This is a genomic window from Nocardioides sp. BP30 (assembly GCF_029873215.1).
In the GTDB taxonomy this organism is placed as follows: domain Bacteria; phylum Actinomycetota; class Actinomycetes; order Propionibacteriales; family Nocardioidaceae; genus Nocardioides.
This window is the reverse complement of sequence record NZ_CP123620.1, coordinates 3,075,708-3,096,543: the sequence shown is the minus strand read 5'-3', so window position 1 is coordinate 3,096,543 and position 20,836 is coordinate 3,075,708. Positions and strand designations below refer to the sequence as shown.

General features: G+C 71.2%; 22 protein-coding genes and 2 tRNA genes. 14 read left to right on the top strand and 10 right to left on the bottom strand.

All coding sequences use genetic code 11. From position 1 onward, the window contains the following. From P5P86_RS14635 to P5P86_RS14600, 8 genes are all read left to right on the top strand, one after another. A complete protein-coding gene (locus tag P5P86_RS14635; protein WP_280608182.1) occupies positions 1 to 888 on the top strand; it encodes a phosphotransferase family protein in 888 nt (295 codons plus the stop codon). Further along, a complete protein-coding gene (locus P5P86_RS14630; RefSeq protein WP_280608181.1) occupies positions 885 to 2,135 on the top strand; it encodes a glutamate-5-semialdehyde dehydrogenase in 1,251 nt (416 codons plus the stop codon). Before P5P86_RS14635 ends, P5P86_RS14630 begins: the two co-directional genes overlap by 4 nt. Positions 2,136 to 2,170: 35 nt before the next feature. Then, on the top strand, positions 2,171 to 2,320 hold the full coding sequence (locus P5P86_RS14625; RefSeq protein WP_280608180.1) for a hypothetical protein: 150 nt from the start codon (positions 2,171 to 2,173) through the stop codon (positions 2,318 to 2,320). A gap of 94 nt (positions 2,321 to 2,414) precedes the next feature. Further along, positions 2,415 to 3,014, top strand: a complete 600-nt coding sequence (gene nadD / locus P5P86_RS14620; protein ID WP_280611265.1) for a nicotinate-nucleotide adenylyltransferase — start codon at positions 2,415 to 2,417, stop codon at positions 3,012 to 3,014. Next, positions 3,011 to 3,388: a ribosome silencing factor gene (gene rsfS / locus P5P86_RS14615; protein WP_280608179.1), complete on the top strand. Its 378-nt coding sequence runs from the start codon at positions 3,011 to 3,013 to the stop codon at positions 3,386 to 3,388. Before nadD ends, rsfS begins: the two co-directional genes overlap by 4 nt. A gap of 8 nt (positions 3,389 to 3,396) precedes the next feature. Then, complete coding sequence (locus tag P5P86_RS14610; RefSeq protein WP_280608178.1) at positions 3,397 to 4,008, top strand: histidine phosphatase family protein; 612 nt, start codon at positions 3,397 to 3,399, stop codon at positions 4,006 to 4,008. A gap of 59 nt (positions 4,009 to 4,067) precedes the next feature. Then, positions 4,068 to 4,140, top strand: a tRNA-Ala gene (locus P5P86_RS14605). Between the two features lie 47 nt (positions 4,141 to 4,187). After that, positions 4,188 to 4,260, top strand: a tRNA-Ala gene (locus P5P86_RS14600). 181 nt (positions 4,261 to 4,441) lie between these two features. Here P5P86_RS14600 and P5P86_RS14595 read toward each other — a convergent pair. Beyond that, positions 4,442 to 4,642 carry a cold-shock protein gene (locus tag P5P86_RS14595; protein ID WP_280608177.1) on the bottom strand — a complete coding sequence of 67 codons (201 nt, stop codon included), beginning with the start codon at positions 4,640 to 4,642 and terminating at the stop codon, positions 4,442 to 4,444. Between the two features lie 215 nt (positions 4,643 to 4,857). Continuing rightward, entirely contained in the window at positions 4,858 to 5,031 is a 174-nt protein-coding gene (locus tag P5P86_RS14590; RefSeq protein ID WP_280608176.1) for a hypothetical protein, read from the bottom strand. Positions 5,032 to 5,225: 194 nt separating this feature from the next. Between P5P86_RS14590 and P5P86_RS14585 the strand changes: the two genes are divergently transcribed. Then, positions 5,226 to 6,671, top strand: a complete 1,446-nt coding sequence (locus P5P86_RS14585) for an aldehyde dehydrogenase family protein (RefSeq protein WP_280608175.1) — start codon at positions 5,226 to 5,228, stop codon at positions 6,669 to 6,671. A 7-nt stretch (positions 6,672 to 6,678) separates the two neighbouring features. Here P5P86_RS14585 and P5P86_RS14580 read toward each other — a convergent pair whose 3' ends face one another. Then, complete coding sequence (locus tag P5P86_RS14580; protein ID WP_280608174.1) at positions 6,679 to 7,908, bottom strand: HNH endonuclease signature motif containing protein; 1,230 nt, start codon at positions 7,906 to 7,908, stop codon at positions 6,679 to 6,681. 390 nt (positions 7,909 to 8,298) lie between these two features. Here P5P86_RS14580 and P5P86_RS14575 point away from each other — a divergent pair, with 390 nt between their 5' ends. Genes P5P86_RS14575 through P5P86_RS14565 form a run of 3 tightly spaced genes read left to right on the top strand, consistent with a single transcriptional unit; the run spans position 8,299 to position 10,552 of the window. Next, positions 8,299 to 9,198 (top strand): glucosyl-3-phosphoglycerate synthase, encoded by a 900-nt coding sequence (locus P5P86_RS14575; protein ID WP_280608173.1) that lies wholly within the window; start codon positions 8,299 to 8,301, stop codon positions 9,196 to 9,198. Next, entirely contained in the window at positions 9,195 to 10,058 is an 864-nt protein-coding gene (gene folP / locus P5P86_RS14570; protein ID WP_280608172.1) for a dihydropteroate synthase, read from the top strand. The genes P5P86_RS14575 and folP overlap by 4 nt, the downstream gene beginning before the upstream one ends. Beyond that, the gene (locus P5P86_RS14565; RefSeq protein WP_280608171.1) at positions 10,055 to 10,552 is read left to right on the top strand and encodes a class III extradiol ring-cleavage dioxygenase family protein; all 498 of its coding nucleotides are present in this window, start codon (positions 10,055 to 10,057) and stop codon (positions 10,550 to 10,552) included. Before folP ends, P5P86_RS14565 begins: the two co-directional genes overlap by 4 nt. A 112-nt stretch (positions 10,553 to 10,664) precedes the next feature. Here P5P86_RS14565 and P5P86_RS14560 read toward each other — a convergent pair whose 3' ends face one another. Both P5P86_RS14560 and P5P86_RS14555 read right to left on the bottom strand, forming a co-directional pair. Continuing rightward, a complete protein-coding gene (locus P5P86_RS14560) occupies positions 10,665 to 12,725 on the bottom strand; it encodes a beta-propeller domain-containing protein (RefSeq protein ID WP_280608170.1) in 2,061 nt (686 codons plus the stop codon). Further along, positions 12,722 to 13,225, bottom strand: a complete 504-nt coding sequence (locus P5P86_RS14555) for a SigE family RNA polymerase sigma factor (protein WP_280608169.1) — start codon at positions 13,223 to 13,225, stop codon at positions 12,722 to 12,724. Before P5P86_RS14555 ends, P5P86_RS14560 begins: the two co-directional genes overlap by 4 nt. A gap of 139 nt (positions 13,226 to 13,364) precedes the next feature. On the opposite strand from P5P86_RS14555, the gene P5P86_RS14550 reads away from it, so the two are divergent. After that, positions 13,365 to 13,811, top strand: a complete 447-nt coding sequence (locus P5P86_RS14550; protein WP_280608168.1) for a Fur family transcriptional regulator — start codon at positions 13,365 to 13,367, stop codon at positions 13,809 to 13,811. Then, positions 13,808 to 16,063, top strand: a complete 2,256-nt coding sequence (katG, locus tag P5P86_RS14545) for a catalase/peroxidase HPI (protein ID WP_280608167.1) — start codon at positions 13,808 to 13,810, stop codon at positions 16,061 to 16,063. The genes P5P86_RS14550 and katG overlap by 4 nt, the downstream gene beginning before the upstream one ends. A gap of 90 nt (positions 16,064 to 16,153) precedes the next feature. Here katG and P5P86_RS14540 read toward each other — a convergent pair whose 3' ends face one another. The 5 genes from P5P86_RS14540 to P5P86_RS14520 form a co-directional block, all read right to left on the bottom strand. Next, positions 16,154 to 17,002, bottom strand: a complete 849-nt coding sequence (locus P5P86_RS14540) for an adenylate/guanylate cyclase domain-containing protein (protein WP_280608166.1) — start codon at positions 17,000 to 17,002, stop codon at positions 16,154 to 16,156. A gap of 48 nt (positions 17,003 to 17,050) precedes the next feature. After that, positions 17,051 to 17,764: an anti-sigma factor gene (locus tag P5P86_RS14535; protein WP_280608165.1), complete on the bottom strand. Its 714-nt coding sequence runs from the start codon at positions 17,762 to 17,764 to the stop codon at positions 17,051 to 17,053. After that, positions 17,761 to 18,366: an ECF RNA polymerase sigma factor SigK gene (gene sigK / locus P5P86_RS14530; protein WP_280608164.1), complete on the bottom strand. Its 606-nt coding sequence runs from the start codon at positions 18,364 to 18,366 to the stop codon at positions 17,761 to 17,763. Before sigK ends, P5P86_RS14535 begins: the two co-directional genes overlap by 4 nt. 27 nt (positions 18,367 to 18,393) lie before the next feature. Beyond that, positions 18,394 to 19,077 carry a fasciclin domain-containing protein gene (locus P5P86_RS14525; protein WP_280608163.1) on the bottom strand — a complete coding sequence of 228 codons (684 nt, stop codon included), beginning with the start codon at positions 19,075 to 19,077 and terminating at the stop codon, positions 18,394 to 18,396. Positions 19,078 to 19,160: 83 nt separating this feature from the next. Beyond that, positions 19,161 to 20,783, bottom strand: coding sequence for a molybdopterin-dependent oxidoreductase (locus P5P86_RS14520; RefSeq protein WP_280608162.1), 1,623 nt, complete (start codon positions 20,781 to 20,783; stop codon positions 19,161 to 19,163). Positions 20,784 to 20,836 lie beyond the last annotated feature (53 nt).

The window sequence follows — 20,836 nt, the reverse complement described above, 5'->3', positions numbered from 1 at the left end:
GTGGAGCTGACAGGGCTCACCCCGCTCGAGGGCGGCTGGTCCGGCGAGACCTTCCTGGCGGAGTCTCCCAGCGAACGCAGCGTGGTGCGGATCTTCGCGGGTCCGCGCCACGCGCCGTTCGCCGCCGAGGTCAACGCCGCGCTGCTGCAGCTGGTCCGAGGTCTGGTCCCCGTGCCGCGCGTGCTGGAGGTGAGGCACGCCCGCGCCGGCGCGCCGGCCCTGCTCATCACCGAGTACGTCGTCGCCACCCGGGCCGATCTGGTCCTGCCGGAGCTCGACCCCTCCCGCCTCGCCGATGCCGGAGAGCGGCTCGGACGGATCGCCGGCACGCTGGCGGGGATGCCGCAGACGCGTGCCGGACGGTTCGTCGACGCCGAGCTGAGGGTGGCACCGTTCGAGTCCGAGGCGGCTGACCTGCCGGCCTGGGTCGAGACGCACGCCGCGTCACTCGACTGGGACGCCGGGACGCTGGACAGGCTTCGCACGCTGGCCCTGCGTGCCCAGGACCTCCTCGACGGCGTCGGACGCACCAGCCTCGTCCACGGCGACCTCAACCCGAAGAACGTCCTGCTGGAGCCCGCGTCGCTCGAGGTCGCCGCCGTCCTGGACTGGGAGTTCGCCCACGCCGGGTCGCCGTACGCGGACCTGGGCAACCTGCTGCGCTTCGACCGTCGCGCGGCCTGGGTCGAGGGCGTGCTCGCGGGCTATCTCGCGGTCCGCGGTGGCGAGCGTGACGCGACCCTCGACCTGGCCCGCGCCGCCGACCTGGTGGCCTTGGTCGAGCTCGCCGGGCGCCGAGCGGCGAACCCGGTGGCCGCCCGGGCACACGATCACCTGCTGACGATCGCCGAGGCCGAGGACTGGCACGTCGTACCCTGTGCTCCATGAGCTCCGAGCAGGACATCCGCGAGGTCGCACTGCGGGCGCGCGAGGCCAGCTACGAGCTGGCGCTGGCCACCCGCGCCGTGAAGGACGCGGCGCTGCAGGCGATGGCCGACGCGCTGCTCGCCCGCGCCGAGGAGGTGCTGGCAGCCAACGCGGACGACGTGGCCCGGGCCGAGGAGGGCGGCACGCCGGCCAACATCATCGACCGCCTGCGGCTGACCCCCGAGCGGCTGGCGGGCATGGCGCAGGGGTTGCGCGACGTGGCCGGCCTGCCCGACCCGGTCGGAGAGGTGGTGCGCGGGTTGACGCTCGCCAACGGGCTGGAGCTGCGTCAGGTGCGGGTGCCCTTCGGCGTCGTCGGGATCATCTACGAGGCCCGTCCCAATGTCACCGCCGACGCGGCCGGCATCTGCGTCAAGTCCGGCAACGCCGTGCTCCTGCGCGGTTCGTCCAGCGCGAGGGCCTCCAACGCCTCGATCGTGGCGGTGCTGCGCGATGCGGCGGTGGCCGGTGGCCTCCCGGCCGACGCCGTCCAGCTCGTGCCGGGGGAGAGCCGGGACTCGGTCAAGGCGCTGATGCGCGCTCGCGGTCTGGTCGACGTGCTGATCCCGCGCGGTGGTGCCGGCCTGATCCGTACCGTCGTCGAGGAGTCGATCGTGCCGGTCATCGAGACCGGCGTGGGCAACGTGCACGTCTACGTGGACAGGGCGGCCGACCAGGACAAGGCTCTGGCCATCGTGCTCAACTCCAAGACCCACCGGACCAGCGTCTGCAACAGTGCCGAGTCACTGCTGGTCCACGCCGACATCGCCGAGGAGTTCCTGCCCCGGGTGGTCGCGGCGCTGCAGGCCGAAGGGGTGGCGATCCACGGCGACGAGACCTTCTGCGGCTTCGACGGGGTCACGCCCGCCACCGACGAGGACTGGGCATCGGAGTACCTCTCGCTCGACATCGCGGCGGCCGTCGTACCCTCGCTCGAGGCGGCCATCGGCCACATCCGGCGCTGGTCGAGCCAGCACACGGAGGCCATCGTCACCGAGGACCTCGGCGCCGCGCGGCGGTTCACCGCGGCCGTCGATGCGGCCGCGGTGATGGTCAACGCCTCCACCCGGTTCACCGACGGCGGCGAGTTCGGCTTCGGCGCCGAGATCGGCATCTCCACCCAGAAGCTGCACGCCCGGGGTCCGATGGGCCTGCCGGAGATGACCTCCACCAAGTACGTCGTCACCGGTGACGGCCAGGTCCGCTGAGCGACCCGGGCCCGGCCTCGGATAGGGTGTCGCCCATGTCGAGCACTGTCCTGCGCCTGGCCGCCGAGGCCGGCGAGCACCACGAGAAGGTCAACCACTGGATCATCGGCCTCATCGCCCTGGTGATCCTGTTCGGCGCGATGGGCGCGCTGCTGATCTTCGGCTCGGGTCGCGAGCACTCCTGAGTCGGCTGGCCGCCCGGTGACCGACCTCCCGCGCGCCGACGGGCCGGCCCAGGGGGACGCGTCGCTGCCCGCCGGCCCCCGACGCGTCGGAGTCATGGGCGGCACCTTCGACCCGATCCACCACGGCCACCTGGTGGCCGCCTCCGAGGTGCAGGCGTGGTTCGACCTCGACGAGGTCATCTTCGTGCCGACCGGTGACCCGTGGCAGAAGTCCGACCGCGAGGTCAGCCCGGCCGAGCACCGCTACCTCATGACGGTGATCGCCACGGCGGCCAACCCGCGGTTCACCGTCAGCCGGGTCGACATCGACCGGTCGGGCCCGACGTACACCATCGACACCCTGCGCGACCTGCGCGACTCCATGCCCGACACGGAGCTGTTCTTCATCACGGGAGCCGACGCGCTCGCGGAGATCTTCACCTGGCGCAACGTCGAGGAGCTGTTCGCGTTGGCCCAGTTCGTGGGCTGTACCCGTCCCGGGTACACCATGGACGAGGAGACCCTGACCAAGATCCCGTCCGACCGGGTCACCATGATCGAGATCCCGGCACTGGCGATCTCCTCGACCGACTGCCGCGAGCGGCACCGTCGCGGAGAGCCGGTGTGGTACCTCGTTCCCGACGGCGTGGTGCAGTACATCGCCAAGCACGACCTCTATCCAGCCAAACCCCAGCCCGATCGGAAGGGCCCATGACCGCCACCGACTACGCACTCGAGCTCGTCGTCGTCGCCGCCCGCGCGGCGTCCGACAAGCTCGCCTCCCAGATCATCGCGTTCGACGTCAGCGACCAGCTCGCGATCACCGATGCCTTCGTGCTCGCCTCTGCCGGCAACGAGCGGCAGGTGCAGTCCATCGTCGACGAGGTCGAGGAGAAGCTGCGCGAGCACGGCGCCAAGCCGATCCGACGCGAGGGCGAGCGCGAGGGCCGCTGGGTCCTGCTCGACTACGGCGACGTGGTGGTGCACGTCCAGCACGAGGAGGAGCGTCAGTTCTACGCCCTCGAGCGGCTCTGGCGGGACTGCCCGACGATCCAGCTGCCGGCCGACGTCATCTCCCACCAGCGCTAGGCGCAGCGTTGGGAAGACGACTGGTCGTGCTGCGGCACGGCCTGACCGCCTGGAACGCCGAGCGGCGCTTTCAGGGACAGGCCGACACCGACCTGACCGAGACGGGTGTGCTGCAGGCCAAGGCGGCCGCGGCGGCGTTGGCGGCGTATGGGCCGACGGCGGTGTGGTCCTCCGACCTCACCCGCGCCAAGGTCACGGCACAGTACGTCGCGGCGGCGTGCGGGGCCGAGGTGGTCCTGGACGCCCGCCTGCGCGAGGTGCACGTGGGCGACTTCCAGGGCCTGACGCACGCCGAGGCAGCGGATCGGTTCGGCAACGGGCCGTGGGACTACGGCGACCACGGGGGCGAGAGTGACGCCGCGACCGCCGAGCGGATGACGGCCGTGCTCGGTGATGCGACCGCGAAGCTGCGCGACGGCGAGACCGCCGTGCTCGTCTCGCACGGTGCCGCGATGCGCTGCGGCATGCTGCGCTTCCTCGGCTGGCCGCTGGAGCAGGTCCGCACGCTCGGGCCGCTGGACAACTGCGGCTGGATCGAGCTCGTCGACGAGCCCGGGACGTGGTCCGGGGGCGCGCCGTGGCGGCTGGCGGCGTACAACCGGGTGACCCCGATTTCCTGAACGGCTCCTCTCTCCGCTAACGTTCATCTTCGTCGCCGGGTGTGATTCCGGGCGGTTCCGGGGCTGTGGCGCAGCTGGTAGCGCATCTGCATGGCATGCAGAGGGTCAGGGGTTCGAGTCCCCTCAGCTCCACCGGACGATGGTCGCTGCGGCGGAGATCGTCGGCTTCAACTGAACACGGGGCTGTGGCGCAGCTGGTAGCGCATCTGCATGGCATGCAGAGGGTCAGGGGTTCGAGTCCCCTCAGCTCCACCGACAGGGTCCTCGACCCATGACCGCCGGGCTCTTCGGAGCCCGGCGGTTTCGTTTTCCCCGGGACCCTTCGAGGGCGGCCCTCCTGGAAGCGGGGCTTCCTCGAAGCCGGCCCCCATGACGACGAAGCGCCCCGGTCCTCGTGAGAGGTCCGGGGCGCTTGGCCGGTGATGCGCGAAGATCAGATCGCGCGGACGTTCTCCGCCTGCAGGCCGCGCTGGCCCTGGGTGATGTCGAACTCGACGTTCTGACCCTCGTCCAGGCTCTTGTAGCCCTGCGTCTGGATGGCGGAGAAGTGCACGAACACGTCGTCGCCGCCGTCGTGCGAGATGAAGCCGAAGCCCTTCTCGGCGTTGAACCACTTCACGGTGCCCTGAGCCATGTCTGTTCCTTGGTGATGATCGACGCCTCGAGTGAGGCGAGCGGTGGAGCTGAAGACATCCGGATTGCACCTGATGTCCAGCTGAGCCGGTGATACCAAGAACCAACAAGATGAGCCCGGGTGATGGTCACCGCGGGGGAGCGACCACGTGGTCGCTCCTTCAACGGGTACAACCCTACCAGTTCCTCGTCCTGCGACCAGATCCCGGCGGCTGCTCAGACGGCGAAGAACTCCTCGAGAACCACGTCGAGGTCGGCATCGAGGTAGCGCTCCAGGGGATTGGCGCAGCAGCAGGTCGGACCGAAGATGCGCCGCTCCTGGTCGTGGCAGACAGCGACGCCGCTGAGTGCCCCGAGGCTGCACATCGCGTGTACCAGCGAGGCGCGCAAGCGCCAGATCCTCGATCCCATGTCCTGCCTTTCCGACCGTACCCGCGCAAACCTGTGTGGGAGGAGAATGTAAAGCATGGTGTGACCCGTGTCACCAAGATCCGCGGGTCGATTTCGCTGACCGGAAGTTCGCCCTGGTATCCGGCGGGCGAGCGGACTTGACTGGCGGAACTGGCCTCGAGAAGGGAAAGTCCATGAGCAATCGGTGGGACGGCAAGATCTTCAGTGGCGGATTCGTCACGGGCAACGGAGGCACGGCGCAGGTGATCGCACCGGCCACCGGGGCGCCGATCGCGACCGTCGGCCGCGCCGACGTCACGGACCTGGATGCGGCCGTCGCCGCGGCCAAGGCCGCCCAGCCGGCCTGGGCGGCGCTGCCCTACACCGAGAGGGCAGCGGTGATGACGCGCGCAGCCGCGCTCCTGGAGGCGGAGCCCGAGCGGCTGATCCGATGGCTGGTGCCCGAGGCGGGGTCCGGCCAGGGCAAGGCCGGGTTCGAGGCCATGCTGGTCACCTCCGAGCTCAGCGCCGCCGCCGCGCTGGCGGCGCAGCCGTACGGGCAGATGTTGCGCAGCATGAAGCCGCGCGTCTCGATCGGCCGCCACGTCCCGGTCGGGGTGGTCGGGGTCATCAGCCCGTTCAACTTCCCGGCGATCCTCTCGATGCGTTCGGTCGCGCCCGCGCTGGCCCTCGGCAATGCCGTCGTGCTCAAGCCGGACCCGCGCACGTCGATCTCGGGCGGCCTCGCCCTGGCGGACCTTCTCGCCGAGGCAGGACTGCCCGAGGGGCTTCTGCACGTGCTGCCGGGTGGGGCCGACGTCGGTGCCGCGCTGGTCGCGCACCCCGACGTACCGTGCCTCTCGTTCACCGGGTCCACCGCCGCCGGCCGCAAGATCGGCGAGGCGGCCGGCCCGCTGTTGAAGAAGGTCCACCTGGAGCTCGGCGGGAACAACGCGCTGCTGGTCATGCCCGACGCCGACATCGACGCCGCGGCCTCGGCCGGCGCCTGGGGATCGTTCCTGCACCAGGGACAGATCTGCATGACGACCGGGCGACACCTCGTGCCGAAGGACAAGGTCGAGGAGTACGCCGCCAAGCTCGCCGAGAAGGCCCGTCACATCCCTGTCGGCGACCCCAGCGACCCGAACAACGCGCTCGGCCCCATCATCGACGAGCACCAGCTCAAGCGGGTCCACTCGATCGTCGAGGAGACCGTCGCCGCCGGGGCGACGCTCCTGGCGGGGGGCACCCACGAGGGGCTGTTCTACCGGCCGACGGTGCTGACCGACGTACCGCTGGACAGTCCGGCCTTCGACCAGGAGATCTTCGGCCCGGTCGCACCGGTGGTGGGCTACGAGACCCTAGAGGAGGCGGTCGAGATCATCAATGCCTCCGAGTACGGGCTCTCGGTCGCCATCCTGACCGCCAACCCGTTCCGGGCCTTCGAGCTCGCCGAGAGGATCAAGTCCGGCGCGGTCCACATCAACGACCAGACGGTCGACGACGAGGCCGTCGCCCCGTTCGGCGGCGCGAAGGCTTCCGGGGTCGGGGGACACTTCGGCGGCTCGGTCAACCTGGACACGTTCTGCGACGTGCAGTGGGTGACGATGCAGGGCGAGATCGAACGGTATCCGTTCTGAGGTGGTCTCACCGGCGGAGGGCGGTCCGGGTTCGGTGTTGGAAGCGGTAGCGGCCGTCGGGGAGTCGGGTGGTTTGGTAGGTGGGGTCGTGGGCTCGTCTGTGGTGGTGGCCGCAGAGGAGGGATCCGTGATCTAGGTCGGTGTGGCCGCCGTGGCTCCAGGGTTGGTCGTGGTGGGCGTCGCACCAGGCGGTGGGGACGGTGCAGCCTTCTGCACGGCAGTGTTTGTCGCGTAGTGCGAGGGCTTTGCGCTGGGTTGGGGTGAAGAGTCGTCGGGTGCGGCCCAGATCGAGGGGTTCGGAGTTGCCGCCGAGGACGGCGGGGATGATCCCGGCGGTGCACGCGAGGCGGCGGGTTTCGCCGGTGCTGATGGGGGTGCCGTCGTCGAGCCACGCGGCACCGAGGTCGGCCTGTAGCTGGTCCAGGGTCATGGTGACGATGACGGTGGTGGCGTCGCCGCCGTGGGCGGGGAGTCGGGTGGGGTCGGTGTTCTCCAGGAGTTGGGCGAAGGCGTGGGCGAGGAGCCGGCTGCGGGGTTGGACTCTGCCGTCGGCTTCCAGGGCGGCGATGCGGGGTTGGGTGTAGGCCTGCAGGTAGGTCCGCAACCGGTGCCCCACCGTTTCGGGGACGATGCCGTGGATGCGGGTTGTCCCGTCGCCTTGGTCGGTGATCGACAGCGTGGCCTTCGCGTTCGCGGCCTGTTCTAACCGGCCGATGGCTGCGGCTTCGGCGGCTTCGGCGACCTCGGGGGCGATGACCTCTAACAGATGCGTGGTGAGGCGGCGTAGGTTCTTGGGCCGGTGCTCACCGGCGAGGTCGCACAGGGTGACCTCTGCCTGGGCGAGGACCTCGGCGGGTAGGTCGTCGGGCAGGTCGTCGAGTCCACGGAGGATGACGCGGGCGTGCTCGAGACTGAACCGACCCTGTGCGAGCCTTGCCCGGACCACCGGCCGACCCTCCAACTCCTGGGCGAGACGTAGCGTGGCGTGCGCGGCGGGACTCTCGACCCGGTGCTGGGCGATCAGCCAGGCTGCGACATCGCGGGCACCGACCTCGGCGGCCACATCGTCGGCGGAGGCGACCACGCGCAGGTACAGCTCCTCCAGCCGCGTCCGGGACCGCATCAGCGCGGCGAGCGCTTCCTTCTTCTCATTCGTTCCCAGGAAGACCGGGTTCGCGTCCGTGGCCTGGTCGAGGGCAGCAGCGATCGTGGCGAGTGTCGCCTGGATCTGATGCATGAGGACCACCACCGAGAGAGATCAGTTCGAACGCATGTTCGAAGCCTAGGTGGTCGGATGTGTGTGGTCAACCCTCTTTCAACAAACGCGTTCGGCGGAGATCTCGTCGTACTGGATCACAGCCATGGTGGCCCGACGCAACCGTAGGGAAGGCACTCAACCCAGCCAAGACACCGGGCCACGCTGGGACTGGCCCACGCCTTTCGTTTGTCTTTGCACCGACCCCGCGTACAGACCGGTGTCGCAGGCCCGACTCAACCCGGACGCAGGCCCGACTGAACGTGGACGCAGGCCCGACTCAACCCGGACGCAGGCCCGACTCAACCCGGACGCAGGCCCGACTCAACGCCCGGTCACCTCCGGTTCGCCGCTGCTGAGTAAGGTCGCGCTGTGCTGTCCTGGTTCGAGCGGAACACCCACGCCGCGAGCGAGTGGACCCTCGAGTCTCTGGTGGCGGCGAAGGCCGAGCACCGGGTCAGCCTCGTCGTACCGGCTCGGAACGAGGCCGCCACCGTGGGGCGGATCGTCTCGCGGGCGCGGGAGGCGCTGATGGAGACGGCGGCGCTCGTCGACGAGATCGTCGTCATCGACTCCGACTCGACCGACGCCACGGCGCGGGTCGCCGCCGAGGCCGGGGCGGCGGTGTTCGCGGCGGGTGCGATCAGGCCCGAGCTGGGCACCTATCCGGGCAAGGGCGAGGCGATGTGGAAGTCGCTGTTCGTGACCCGCGGGGACCTGATCGTGTTCATGGACGCGGACCTGGTCGAGTGGGACACGCACTTCGTCCCGGGGCTGCTCGGCCCCCTGCTGAACCGCCCCGAGATCGAGCTGGTGAAGGGGTTCTACCGGCGCCCGGGCGAGCACGGCCTCGACGGCGGTCGCGTCACCGAACTGGTCGCCAGGCCGCTGATCGCGATGCACTATCCACAGCTCGCCGGGCTCGTACAGCCACTGGCGGGGGAGTGGGCGGTGCGCAGAAGCCTGTTCGAGACGCTCGCCGTGCCGGTCGGGTACGCCGTGGAGATCGCCGCGCTCATCGACACCCTGGGCGAGCGCGGAGCCGATGCGATCGCGCAGGTCGACCTCGGTCGGCGCGGGCACCGGCACCAGGACCTGTTCGACCTCGGCCTCATGTCGACCCAACTGTTGGCCGCCGTCGCGCGCCGACGGGAGGGCGTCCCGGGGGACCTGATCCCCGTCGAGCAGTTCCTGCCCGGCCCGGCAGGGGTGGAGCGGGTCACGCGCGACGTGCTCACCCACGAGCGACCACCGGCACGGGAGGCCCGATGACCCTGCGGCTGAGACGACACGTCTTCGGCGACGACGAGACGCTGATGATGGCGATCGTCAACCGCACCCCCGACTCGTTCTTCGACAAGGGCGCGACGTGGGCCGAGGACGCGGCGTTCGAGCGCGTCCGGCTCGTCGCCGAGCAGGGTGCCGAGATCGTCGACATCGGCGGGATCAAGGCGGCGCCCGGAGTGGAGATCGGCGCGGCCGAGGAGAAGGCCAGGGTGGTGGACTTCGTCGCCCGGGTGCGAGCGGAGTATCCGGATCTGGTGATCTCGGTCGACACCTGGCGCGCGGAGGTCGGCGCCGCGGTGTGCGAGGCCGGGGCCGACGTGCTCAACGATGCCTGGGGCGGCGCGGACCCGGAGCTGGTCGACGTCGCGGCGCAGTACGACGCCGGGATCGTGTGCACCCACACCGGTGGCGTCACGCCGCGCACCAGGCCCTACCGGATCGAGTACGACGACGTGATGCGCGCCGTCCTCGAGGACACGCTCGGCTACGCCCGGCGCGCGCTCGATGCGGGGGTCGCCCGGGAGTCGATCGTGATCGATCCGGCTCACGACTTCGGCAAGAACACCTTCCACTCCCTGGAGGTGACCCGCCGGCTCGGCGAGATGGTCGAGACCGGCTGGCCGGTGCTGGTCTCGCTGTCCAACAAGGACTTCGTCGGCGAGGCCCTGGACCGCCCCGTCGGCGAACGGCTGCTCGGCACGCTGGCAGCGACGGCGATCTGCGCGATGGCAGGGGCGCGCATCTATCGCGTCCACCAGGTGGAGGAGACCCGGCAGACCGTCGACATGGCGTGGACGATCGCGGGTCGTCGCCGGCCGGCCTCGTCGATCAGGGGGATCCAGTGAGGATCGTCCTGATGCCCGGGTGCCTGGCGCTGCTGCCGGAGTACGCCTCGTTGAACGACCCTGTCGCCGACCTGCGACGTGCGGTGCTGGAGGCGGTCTCCTGGCTCGGCGAGGAGGTCGAGATCATCGGCACCGAGCAGGGCCGGCGGGTCGCGGCGAGCGCGTTGGCGGCTCGGCCGCGGGTCGCTGCCGACACGGGTGAGGAGCGCAGCGTTCTCGTGGTCGCGAACGGCAGCGCCTGCCGCACGGAGCGAGCCCCGGGCTTCCTGGATCCGCGCGCCGAGGCGTTCGACAGCGACCTGGGCGCGGCCCTGCGTGAGCCGTCGGCGGCCGCGCTCGGCGCGGTCGATCGTCGCCTCGCCGAGGAGCTCTGGGCCGACGTCGCAGCCCTCCCGGAGCTCGCGGCACTGCTGGCCGAGGCGCGAACGGTCGCCGTCGACCACGACGTCGCTCCCTACGGCGTCCAGTACTGGGTCGTCCGCTGGGAGGCTTGAGGCAGGCTGGGGCAGGCTTGAAGCAGGGCTCAGAGCGGCGCCGGCGCGCCGCGGAAGGCCGCGTCGGTCCTGCTGACCCTGCTCGATCCGCCGGGCCTCAGGTCCCGGCCGGTCACAGGTCCAGGAACGAGACCCGGCTCCCGGCGACCAGCAGGACGCGGTGGTCCGGCAGCTCGAGGGTGCGGACCGAACCGGGGTCGTGGCCGGTGCTCACCCGGACCGTCCGGCTGGTCATGGTGCTGCCGTCGACGCGGTATTCGCCCAGGAGCACGCCGTGGCGCGTGGAGAACGCGGTGAAGGCCGTGTGCAGGTCGTTCGACCAGGTGAAGGCACGCGGGTCGTCGTTCGCGAGCGGCCATGTCCAGCTCGGCAGGGCGGCCGTGTCCAGACGCCGTACGTCACCGGGATCACTGATGTCGAAGAGCCCTACCTGCGCCTTCTCGTCATCCTCGTTCGCACCGGAGAAGGCGACGCTCTGACCGACGCCGAGCAGCAGATCGTCCCCGATCGGGTGGAAGTAGGTCGTGTAGCCCGGGAGGTGGAGCGCGCCGGCGATACGGGGATGGGCGGGATCCGAGAGGTCGACGGTGTAGACCGGGTCGGTCCGCCGCGCCGTGGAGACGATCGCCAGGTCGTCGAACCACCGTGCCGCTGTCAGCGTCTCGCCCACCCCCAGGCCCTCGACCCGGCCCAGCTCGACGAGCTCGCGGCCGAGCGGCCTGAGCGTCACGACGGCGCTCGCCTGCTTGCTGTCGCCGTCGTGGGTCACGGCGACGCGGAGGATGCCGCCGGCCTCGTCCATCGACCACCGACCCGCGAGGAAGCCCTTCAGCTCACCGGTCGCGACGTGGGTCGCTGCGGTTCCGGACAGGTCGAACTGGAAGATCGTCGTGGTGTCGCCCTCGTCCGAGGACGGGCCCGCGGATCGGACGGGTCCGGCCGCTCCGGGAGCGATCGCGCACGAGCCCGGCCCGCAGCCTGCGCCACCGGCGGCCAGATACAGGTGGTCCGCCGACTCATACGCGACGGTGGTCTGTCCGGCGATGCCGATCGCCGTGACCGCTGTCGGGGTGCGCACGTCGAACCCGACGACGCTCTCGGTGCCGAGTGCGAGACCCGACGGGGGCAGTGCCACCTCGGCGCAGTCGAGGAGGCGGCGGCTGCCCGACCCGTTGTCGTACGTCGGCAGCCAGTCGGCCAGGGTCGAGCGCGCCACGATCGCGCGGTTGCGCGTGAGCGCCTCCTCGGTGCTCAGGCCGGCGTGGGGGTGGACGAACGGCAGGCTCGGCGCACCTTGGGTGAGCACCAGTCGGATCGTCGTGCCGTGCTGGCGTGCCGAGACCGAGGTGCCGGAGTAGCGGACGTCCGAGAGCAGCGCCGGATGGTGCGGATCGGCGATCGAGACCGTCTCGACGCGGGTGCCTGCGGCGCGCGTCCGCTCGGTGTCCAGCCCCACGGCGACGACGGTCGTGCCGCTGAGCAGGATCTGGCCGCCGCTCAGCCGGGGGAGCCGGAGGTGTGACACGACGCTCACCGCCGAGCCGCTCACGTCGTAGGTGGTCAGGGTGCCGTCGGCGATCCGGACCAGGAGCGAGCCGTCCGTCTTGACCTCGTCGGGCTCGTCGACACCGGCCTCCTGGACGTTGGTGCCGGTGGCCGAGCTCGCCACACCCTCCGAGGGTCCGGCGACGGCCGGGGACGGCAGGCTCGCCAGCGGTGACCCGAGAGCGTCCCCGACGGCGGCCAGAGCGTGGACCGATGCTTCCAGGCCGTAGGCGCTCACCTGCTCGGCGGCCCGGCTGCGGTAGTCGGCGAGCAGCGCGGCGCACGACGTCGCGGGGTGGAGGTCGGCCTGGAAAGCGCTGGCACGCAATCCCGCGTCGGCGCCGGCGCCGCCGTCCCGCGCGCTGGAAGCGGCACCCTGGCCGGACCCACCACCGGCGCCACCGAGTCCGCCGAACAGGCCGCCGTGCGCCCCCACGGCGTACGCCGAGCCCACTGCCGCGACCACCCCGGCGACGAGCAGTGGGCGGATGACGAGACGCCGTCGTCGCGCCGACGCCTCGCGCCGCGCGGCCCGCAGCCGCGTCTCGCGGCGCCCGCGTGCGAGCAGGTCCTCCAGGGGAGCGTCCGGGACCGGGTACCGGGCCCACAGGTCGTCGAGGTCCGTCATGACCTGCCTCCGGTGACGTCGGCGAGATGGTCGTTGGCGCTCAGCTGCGCCAGGGAGCGGGCGAGTCGGCTCTTCACGGTGCCCGCGGGAATGCCGAGCGCGGCCGCGGTCTGAGCCTCGCTGAGCTGCACGAAGTAGCGCAGCACGACCACCTCGCGCTGCTCCTTCGACAGGGTCGCGAGCGCCCGGTGGACAGCATCGGCGATCTCGGTGGCCTCCGTGGTGTCGGCCACGGGCTGATCGGTGGCCTCGCGGGGACTGCGGATGCGGTGCCAGGCTGAGCGGCGGTCCGAGCGCAGCACGTTGAGCAGCATGCGGTACACGTAGCCGTCCCGGTTCTCGGCGGTTCGGACCAGGTGCCACTTGCGGTAGCAGAGCACCAGCGTGACCTGGACCAGGTCCTCGGCCTCGTCCGGAGTGGCGCCGAGGAACACGGCGGAGCGCAGCAGCGTCGGCCAGCGTTCGGCGACGAACGCGGCGTACTCCCGCTCGTGCTGCATCCCCGCCCCTCCCTGAACGCTGTCTGACAGTACGACGCAGCGAGTCGGTCGGTCGGTTCCCTGGGATTCAACGAAATGTGGGCGGCGCGCCGTCGAAGTTTTCTTGACTCTTTCAAGATTGCGGGGAAGACTCGCGGCCATGGCCCCGACCGACCGCTACGAGCAGCTGCTGCGAGGTGCCGAGCTGCGGGTCACCCGCCCGCGCCTGGCCGTGCTGCACGCGGTGCACGAGCACCCGCACGCGGATACGGACTCGATCCTGACAGCGGTCCGGGGCGACCTGCCGGAGGTGTCGCACCAGGCGGTCTACGACTCGCTCAACACGCTCACCTCGGCCGGTCTCGTACGCCGCATCCAGCCGCGCGGGACCGTCGCGCGCTACGAATCGCGCGTGGCCGACAACCACCACCATGTCGTCTGTCGCGGCTGCGGTGTCATCGCAGACGTCGACTGCGCGGTCGGGCACACGCCGTGCCTGACCGCCGCCGATGACCACGGCTTCGTCATCGACGAGGCGGAGGTCATCTACTGGGGCTTGTGCCCCGCCTGTACCACCGCGTCCGATAACCCGTCCGGAAAGGGATGACCATGACCCAGGAGAGCCCGCAGGGCATCGACCGCAAGGCTGAGAGCGGCTGCCCCGTCGCGCACGACGGCGTGACCAGCCAGGGCAGTGAGAGCGAGAACCCCGCGCTGCACTCGCCGACGCCGAAGACCGACCGCCGGCCGCACACCAACAAGGACTGGTGGCCCAACCAGCTCGACCTGAGCGTGCTGCACGCCCACTCGACGGCCGGCAACCCGCTGGGTGCCGACTTCGACTACGCCGAGGAGTTCAAGAAGCTCGACGTCGAGGCGCTCAAGGCGGACGTCGCCGCCGTGCTGAAGGACTCGCAGGACTGGTGGCCGGCCGACTTCGGCCACTACGGCGGCCTGATGATCCGGCTGAGCTGGCACGCCGCCGGCACCTACCGCATCTACGACGGTCGCGGTGGCGCCGGTGAGGGTCAGCAGCGGTTCGCTCCGCTGAACTCCTGGCCGGACAACGGCAACCTCGACAAGGCGCGTCGGCTGCTGTGGCCGGTGAAGAAGAAGTACGGCCAGAAGATCTCCTGGTCCGACCTGCTGGTGCTGGCCGGCAACGTGGCGCTCGAGGACATGGGCTTCAAGACGTTCGGCTTCGCCTTCGGCCGCCCCGACACCTGGGAGCCCGAGGAGATCATCTGGGGTCCGGAGGACACCTGGCTGGGCGACGAGCGCTACAGCGGCGACCGTGAGCTCGCCTCGCCGCTCGGTGCGGTCCAGATGGGCCTGATCTACGTCAACCCCGAGGGCCCGAACGGCAACCCGGACCCGGTCGCCTCGGCGCGCGACATCCGCGAGACCTTCGCCAGGATGGCGATGAACGACGAGGAGACCGTCGCGCTCATCGCCGGTGGCCACACCTTCGGCAAGACCCACGGCGCCGGTGACGCGGCCCTCGTCGGTCCGGAGCCGGAGGGTGCCCCGATCGAGCAGCAGGGCCTCGGCTGGAAGTCCTCCTACGGCTCGGGCAAGGGCATCGACGCGATCACGTCGGGCCTGGAGGTCACCTGGACCTACCACCCGACGCGTTGGGACAACGAGTTCTTCCACATCCTGTTCGGCTACGAGTGGGAGCTGTTCAAGTCGCCGGCCGGTGCCAACCAGTGGCGGCCGGTCAACAACGGCGGCGCGGGTCTGGTGCCCGAGGCACAGGGCGACGGCAAGCGCGAGCCGCGGATGCTGACCTCCGACCTGGCGCTGCGGTTCGACCCGGCGTACGAGAAGATCTCGCGTCGCTTCCTGGAGAACCCCGACCAGTTCGCCGAGGCCTTCGCCAAGGCCTGGTACAAGCTGCTCCACCGCGACATGGGTCCGATCAGCCGCTACCTGGGCCCGTGGGTGCCGGAGCCCCAGCTGTGGCAGGACCCGGTGCCGGCCGTCGACCACGAGCTGGTCTCGGACCAGGACGTCGCGGCGCTGAAGGCCACCGTCCTCGACTCGGGTCTGACCGTCTCGCAGCTGGTCACCACCGCGTGGGCGTCGGCGGCGAGCTTCCGCTCCACCGACAAGCGCGGTGGTGCCAACGGTGCGCGGCTGCGCCTGGAGCCCCAGCGCAGTTGGGCGGTCAACGCCGGCACCGGCGAGGTCATCGAGAAGCTCGAGCAGGTCCAGGCCGAGTTCAACGCCGGTGACAAGCGGATCTCGCTCGCCGACCTGATCGTGCTGGCGGGCAACGCCGCCGTGGAGAAGGCAGCCAAGGACGCCGGTGTCGAGGTCACCGTGCCGTTCCACCCCGGCCGCACCGACGCCAGCCAGGACCAGACCGACGTCGACTCCTTCCGGGTCCTTGAGCCGCGTGGCGACGGCTTCCGCAACTACGTCCGTCCGGACGAGAAGCTGCCGGTCGAGACGCTGCTGCTCGAGCGCGCCTACTTCCTCAACCTGACGGCGCCGGAGCTCACCGTGCTCGTCGGCGGTCTGCGGGCGCTCGGCGCCAACGCGGGCGAGAGCAAGCACGGCATCTTCACCGACCGGGTCGGCGTGCTGTCCACCGACTTCTTCACCAACCTGCTCGCCCCGGGCACCGAGGTGAAGGCGTCGGAGGGTGAGGCGAACGCCTACGAGATCCGCGACAGCGCCACCGGCGAGGTGAAGTGGACGGCGACCGCGAACGACCTGATCTTCGGCTCGAACTCCCAGCTGCGGGCGCTGGCCGAGGTGTACGCCGCCGACGACGCGCAGGAGAAGTTCGTGCGCGACTTCGTGGCGGCGTGGGTGAAGGTCGCCGAGCTGGACCGGTTCGACCTGAAGTGATCTGAGGATCTCCGCGCACGAGGGTCGGTCTCCTGGAGGCCGGCCCTCGCTGCGTCGTGCCGCCGGGGGCACCGGGCGGGGCCGGTCGGTTCAGGCGAGGGCGGCGACCGACCAGAGCCGGTGCTCGCCGGCGAGGCCCTTGAGCTCGGTGGTGCTGCGGAGCTCGAGGGTGAGGCCCGGCGCGTGGGCGATGACATCGCGGACGGCGTCGCTGACCAGGACGTCGTCGGCGGCCCCGTGCGCTGCGACCCGCGCGGCGAGGGCCACGTTGCGACCGAAGTAGTCGCCGTCGTGGGAGAGGACACGGCCGGTGTGGAGGCCGATCCGGACGTGGATGTCGGCCCGGCGCAGTCGGCGAGCGGCGGGAAGGCGTTCCTGGATCGCGAGCGCCGCCCGCACCCCGGCGAGCGCGTCGGGGAAGACGACCATGTAGCCGTCGCCCTGGGACTTCACCACGTGGCCGCGGCGGGCCTCGACCTCGCGACGGACCACCGTGTCGTGGGCGTGGAGCACCCCGAGCCAGCGCCTGTCGCCGAGCAGCTCGTTGCGGGCCGTGGAGTCGACGATGTCGGAGAAGAGCACCGTCACGGTGCCGTCAGGCGTGGCGACCCGCTCGATCTCGATCCGGTCCTCGGTGACGAGTCGGGCGAGATCGTCCAGCGAGGCGGCCACCAGACCGCTGACGCCGCCTTCGCGCCATCTCCCGGCCGTGCCGACCACGGCGCGGGCGGCGGTCCGGGCGACCCGGACCGCGCGGGGGTCCGACCGATCGCCGTCCGCCGTCGCCTCGAGTCGCAGCACCGCCGACTCCAACTCGGCGATACGGGCGCGCGCCGCGACGAGCTCGGTGTCGCGCCGCCGCAGCGCCACGCCGGCTCCGAGGAGGACGGCGACCAGGGCGGCCACCAGCGCGAGCGCCAGCGCCCAGAACAGCGCCATCAGCGCACCGCCATCAGGGCACCGCCATCAGGGCACCGCCCGGTCTGGTCAGGTGGTGAAGGCCACCAGCGCGACCGGATCCGAGGTCGGTGCCGGTGAGCCACCGGCCGGCTCGACGGTGATGCCGGCGCCCTCGGCGGCGGAGGCATCGCCATTGAGAGCGGTAGCGGTGCTGGTGCCTGGTGCCAGGAAGCCGGCCGGGACCATCGCGCCAGCGGTGTTCTGCAGCCAGACCTGGTAGACCTTCCCGTCCGGGGCCTGGCCCAGATCGTGGGCCTCGACCGCGGCCTCGTTCAGCGAGACCGAGCGGTAGACGGTGACGGTGGCGTTGCCCGGGCCGTGGGTGGTGAAGCGCTGGACGTCGGGAGCCCGCTCGATCTGCGCCAGCACACCTGACTCCGGCTGCTCGGCAGGGTTCGTCCACGGGTGCCAGACTGCACCACCGAGCGCGATCGCGACAACGGCCGCGGCGACGAGCCCGATCCACCGGCGCCGTACGCCGGTGGCGGAGCGCCTGATGGGTTCGACGACCGGCGGCAGGGGGCGGACGACCCGGATGCTGTCCAGCACGTGCTGGCGCAGCGCCGCGGGAGGCTCCGCCGTGTGCAGCTCGGCGAGGGTCGTGGCCGCCTCGCGCAGCCCGTCGACCTCGGCCTGGCAGGTCGGGCAGTCGGCGAGGTGACGCTCGAAGTCGGCCCGCTCCTCGTCGTCGAGGGCGTCGATGGCATAGGCGCCCGACAGGGCGTGGATGTCAGTGCTCATCGTCCGCTCCCCACTCCCATCGTGTCTCGTAGTCTGATCAGGCCGTCCCTGATCCTGGTCTTGGCGGTGCCGATCGGCAGATCGAGCGTCCGGGCTATCTCGGTATGGGTGTAGCCCTGCAGGTAGGCCAGCTCGACCGCCTCGCGCTGGACCTCGGTGAGCGTCGCCAGAGCGGACCGGACCCGGTGCGCCTCCAGCGAGGCCGTCGCGGCCTCGGCTGTCTCGTCGTGGCTGACCGACCGGTTGCGGTCGTGGTAGACCGCGTCGCGGCGGGTGGCCGACTCGGCCGAACGCACCCGGTCGACCGCCCGACGGTGGACGATGGTGAGGATCCAGGCCATCGGGCTGCCCCGGTCGGGGTCGAACCGCGATGCCATCCGCCAGACCTCGAGGAACGACTCCTGAGCGACCTCCTCGGCCTGCGCCGGGTCCCTGACCACCCGCACGGCCAGGCCGTACACCTTGGCCGAGACGGCGTCGTACACCTCGGCGAAGGCGCTCTCGTCGCCGCGCGCCGAGCGGCGCAGCAGTGCGGCCAGGTCGGGGCCGGACGGCACCCCCTCCTCGGGGGCGCCGCCCGGCACAGGCCTGAGGTCGCTCATCTCTCCTCGATCCTCGTCAGGCTGGCGTCACATGCCCTTGGGCATGAGCACCGAGTCGATGACGTAGACGGTCGCGTTCGCGGTGGGGATGTTGCCACACAACACCTTCGCACCATCGACGGTCATGCCGTTGGTGTCGCCCTTCACCGTCACCGTGTCCTTGTCGAGGGTGGTCTGGGTGCCGACGACCTTGGTCGGGTCGAGCTGGCCGGCCACGACGTGGTGGGTGAGGATGGCGGTGAGCATCTTCTTGTTGGCCAGGACCTTCTTCAGCGTCGCCTTGGGCAGCTTGGCGAAGGCGTCGTTGGTGGGGGCGAAGACCGTCAGGCCATCGGCGCCGTTGAGCGTGTCGACCAGGCCGGCCTTGCCGACGGCTGTGACCAGCGTGCTGAGCAGCGGGTTGTTGCTCGCCGCCGTCGCCACCGGGTCCTTGACCATGCCGTCGAAGGAGCCGGCGCCGCTGGTCGGGATCGAGGAGCAGCCGGGGCCGAACGTCTGCGAGCCGGCGTTCGTCATGCCGGTCGCGGCCGAGCTGGAGTCCATCGAGCTCGCGCCCATCGAGCTGGAGTCCATCGAGCTCATCGAGCTCGAGCTCGCGGTGCTGTCGGTGGCAGCGGTGTTGTCGTTGCTGCCGCAGGCGGTCAGACCGAGGCCGAGGACGGCGGCGGTGGCGAGGACGGTGCCGGAGCGACGCAGGGTGGAGATCTTCATGGTGATGCCTTCCAGGTGAGTCGAGCTCGGGTACGAGGTTCTGGCAGTGATTCGGAGCAGGTACGCCGATGGATGGGTGCGACTCACGCCACACTCACGGTGATCGTCTGCACGCCGCTGGCGCCGGACGGGAACGGCTCGGCCCGCACCGGCGTCTGGGTCTGACCCGCCCCGTCGACGACGCGGCAGGCCAGCGTGTGCGTGCCCGGAGTGGCCCGCCACGGGGCGTACCACTGCCGCCAGTAGTCGTTGCCGGCCGAGGGTCCGAGGTGCGCGGCCGTCCAGGGTCCGCCGTCGATGCTGACCTCCACCTTGGCCACACCGCCGTTCTGCTGGGCCCAGGCGACGCCGCCGAGCACCTGGTCGCCGCGCTTGACGCTGGCCAGCGGTCGCGGGGTGTCGATCCGGCTCGAGATCTTGATCGGTGCATCGGTGGCCCAGCCGCGGTCGGTCCAGTAGGCGCTGTGCTGCGCGTAGGTGGTCAGCGTCAGCCTGGTCACCCACTTGGTGGCGCTGATGAAGCCGTACAGACCGGGGATCACCAACCGGGCCGGGAATCCGTGGGCGCGGGGGAGCGGTGCGCCGTTCATGCCGACGGCGACCATGGCGTCGCGGCCGTCGGTCGCCAGGGCCAGCGGGGTGCTGATCGTCATGCCGGCGAAATCGGTGCTCAGGATCTGGTCGGCGGAGTGGCCGACCCCTGCCCGCTCGAGCAGATCGCTGAGGCGCACCCCGAGCCAGCGCGCGCCACCGACGTACGGGCCGCCGACGCTGTTGGAGACGCAGGTCAGGGTGATGTCGCGCTCGATCATCGGCATCGCCAGGAGCTCGCGGTAGTCGATCTCGAAGGGCCGGGCGACGTCGCCGTCGATGCGCAGGGACCAGCCGTCGCTGTCGACCACCGGCACGTCGAGGCGGGTGTCCACGCGGTAGAACCTGCTGGCCGGCGTGCGGAAGGCGGTGATGCCGGGGACGGTGCGGTCGATGCCGGCCGGGAACGCCGGCGCCGGCTCCGCCGGGGCCGGCAGCGTGACATCCTCGGCTCGCGCCCGGCGCGCGATCACCAGGCGACCCGTCTCGCCGAGCGCCGCGGCGAGCGCAGCCAGCGCGCCGAGGACGACGAGGGTCCGCCGGGAGGAGCGCGGGCCGCGTGTCTGCCCGCCCCCGACCGCCTCCCCGGTCGAGGAGGGGCGGACATGCCGCGCCTGCAGTCGCAGCACCAGCATGAGGGCGAGCACCGCCACGACACCCGCCACCAGGCTCGGCACGGCGGCGCCGGCCGAGGCCTCCGGACGCCGCAGCGCGCAGGCGGCGGCGATGCCGGCGAGCAGCACGAGGGCTGCCGCGCCGTACACCGCGCGCCGGCGGGCGAGGGGGCCGACGGCCGTGGAGAGCAGGAGCACCACCACCAGCACCGAGCCGACCAGGATGGTCTTGTCGTGGGTGCCGAAGTGGGCGATCGCCCACTCTTTGAGCGATGTCGGGGTACGGTCGATCACCGTGGAGCCGACCGCGAGCACCGGTGAGGCGGCCGGGGTCGTGAGGGCGGCGACGAGATGGCCGGCCGCGAGCCCGAGGCCGCCGGTGACGGGCCCCACGAGCAGCCACAGCGCCGTGGCGAACGCCCCGCGCCGCCGACCCGCGGGTCGGGGCGGTGCTGGGAGAAGCGGCGGTGGGTACTGATGGCCGGCCGGCTCGTTGCTCATGGAGGGTGTTCGGAGCCGGAAGTCGTATCGGATCGCCACCCATCCGGATCCGC

Bases quoted from the DNA above. Each gene is read 5' to 3' on its own strand.
- folP (WP_280608172.1), top strand. From the start codon at position 9,195: ATGACCCTGCGGCTGAGACGACACGTCTTCGGCGACGACGAGACGCTG.
- P5P86_RS14540 (WP_280608166.1), bottom strand. From the start codon at position 17,002: ATGGCGCTGTTCTGGGCGCTGGCGCTCGCGCTGGTGGCCGCCCTGGTC.
- nadD (WP_280611265.1), top strand. From the start codon at position 2,415: ATGGGCGGCACCTTCGACCCGATCCACCACGGCCACCTGGTGGCCGCC.
- P5P86_RS14585 (WP_280608175.1), top strand. From the start codon at position 5,226: ATGAGCAATCGGTGGGACGGCAAGATCTTCAGTGGCGGATTCGTCACG.
- P5P86_RS14555 (WP_280608169.1), bottom strand. From the start codon at position 13,225: ATGCAGCACGAGCGGGAGTACGCCGCGTTCGTCGCCGAACGCTGGCCG.
- P5P86_RS14535 (WP_280608165.1), bottom strand. From the start codon at position 17,764: ATGAGCACTGACATCCACGCCCTGTCGGGCGCCTATGCCATCGACGCC.
- rsfS (WP_280608179.1), top strand. From the start codon at position 3,011: ATGACCGCCACCGACTACGCACTCGAGCTCGTCGTCGTCGCCGCCCGC.
- P5P86_RS14520 (WP_280608162.1), bottom strand. From the start codon at position 20,783: ATGAGCAACGAGCCGGCCGGCCATCAGTACCCACCGCCGCTTCTCCCA.
- P5P86_RS14595 (WP_280608177.1), bottom strand. From the start codon at position 4,642: ATGGCTCAGGGCACCGTGAAGTGGTTCAACGCCGAGAAGGGCTTCGGC.
- P5P86_RS14580 (WP_280608174.1), bottom strand. From the start codon at position 7,908: ATGCATCAGATCCAGGCGACACTCGCCACGATCGCTGCTGCCCTCGAC.
- sigK (WP_280608164.1), bottom strand. From the start codon at position 18,366: ATGAGCGACCTCAGGCCTGTGCCGGGCGGCGCCCCCGAGGAGGGGGTG.
- P5P86_RS14525 (WP_280608163.1), bottom strand. From the start codon at position 19,077: ATGAAGATCTCCACCCTGCGTCGCTCCGGCACCGTCCTCGCCACCGCC.
- P5P86_RS14625 (WP_280608180.1), top strand. From the start codon at position 2,171: ATGTCGAGCACTGTCCTGCGCCTGGCCGCCGAGGCCGGCGAGCACCAC.
- P5P86_RS14550 (WP_280608168.1), top strand. From the start codon at position 13,365: ATGGCCCCGACCGACCGCTACGAGCAGCTGCTGCGAGGTGCCGAGCTG.
- P5P86_RS14560 (WP_280608170.1), bottom strand. From the start codon at position 12,725: ATGACGGACCTCGACGACCTGTGGGCCCGGTACCCGGTCCCGGACGCT.
- katG (WP_280608167.1), top strand. From the start codon at position 13,808: ATGACCATGACCCAGGAGAGCCCGCAGGGCATCGACCGCAAGGCTGAG.
- P5P86_RS14630 (WP_280608181.1), top strand. From the start codon at position 885: ATGAGCTCCGAGCAGGACATCCGCGAGGTCGCACTGCGGGCGCGCGAG.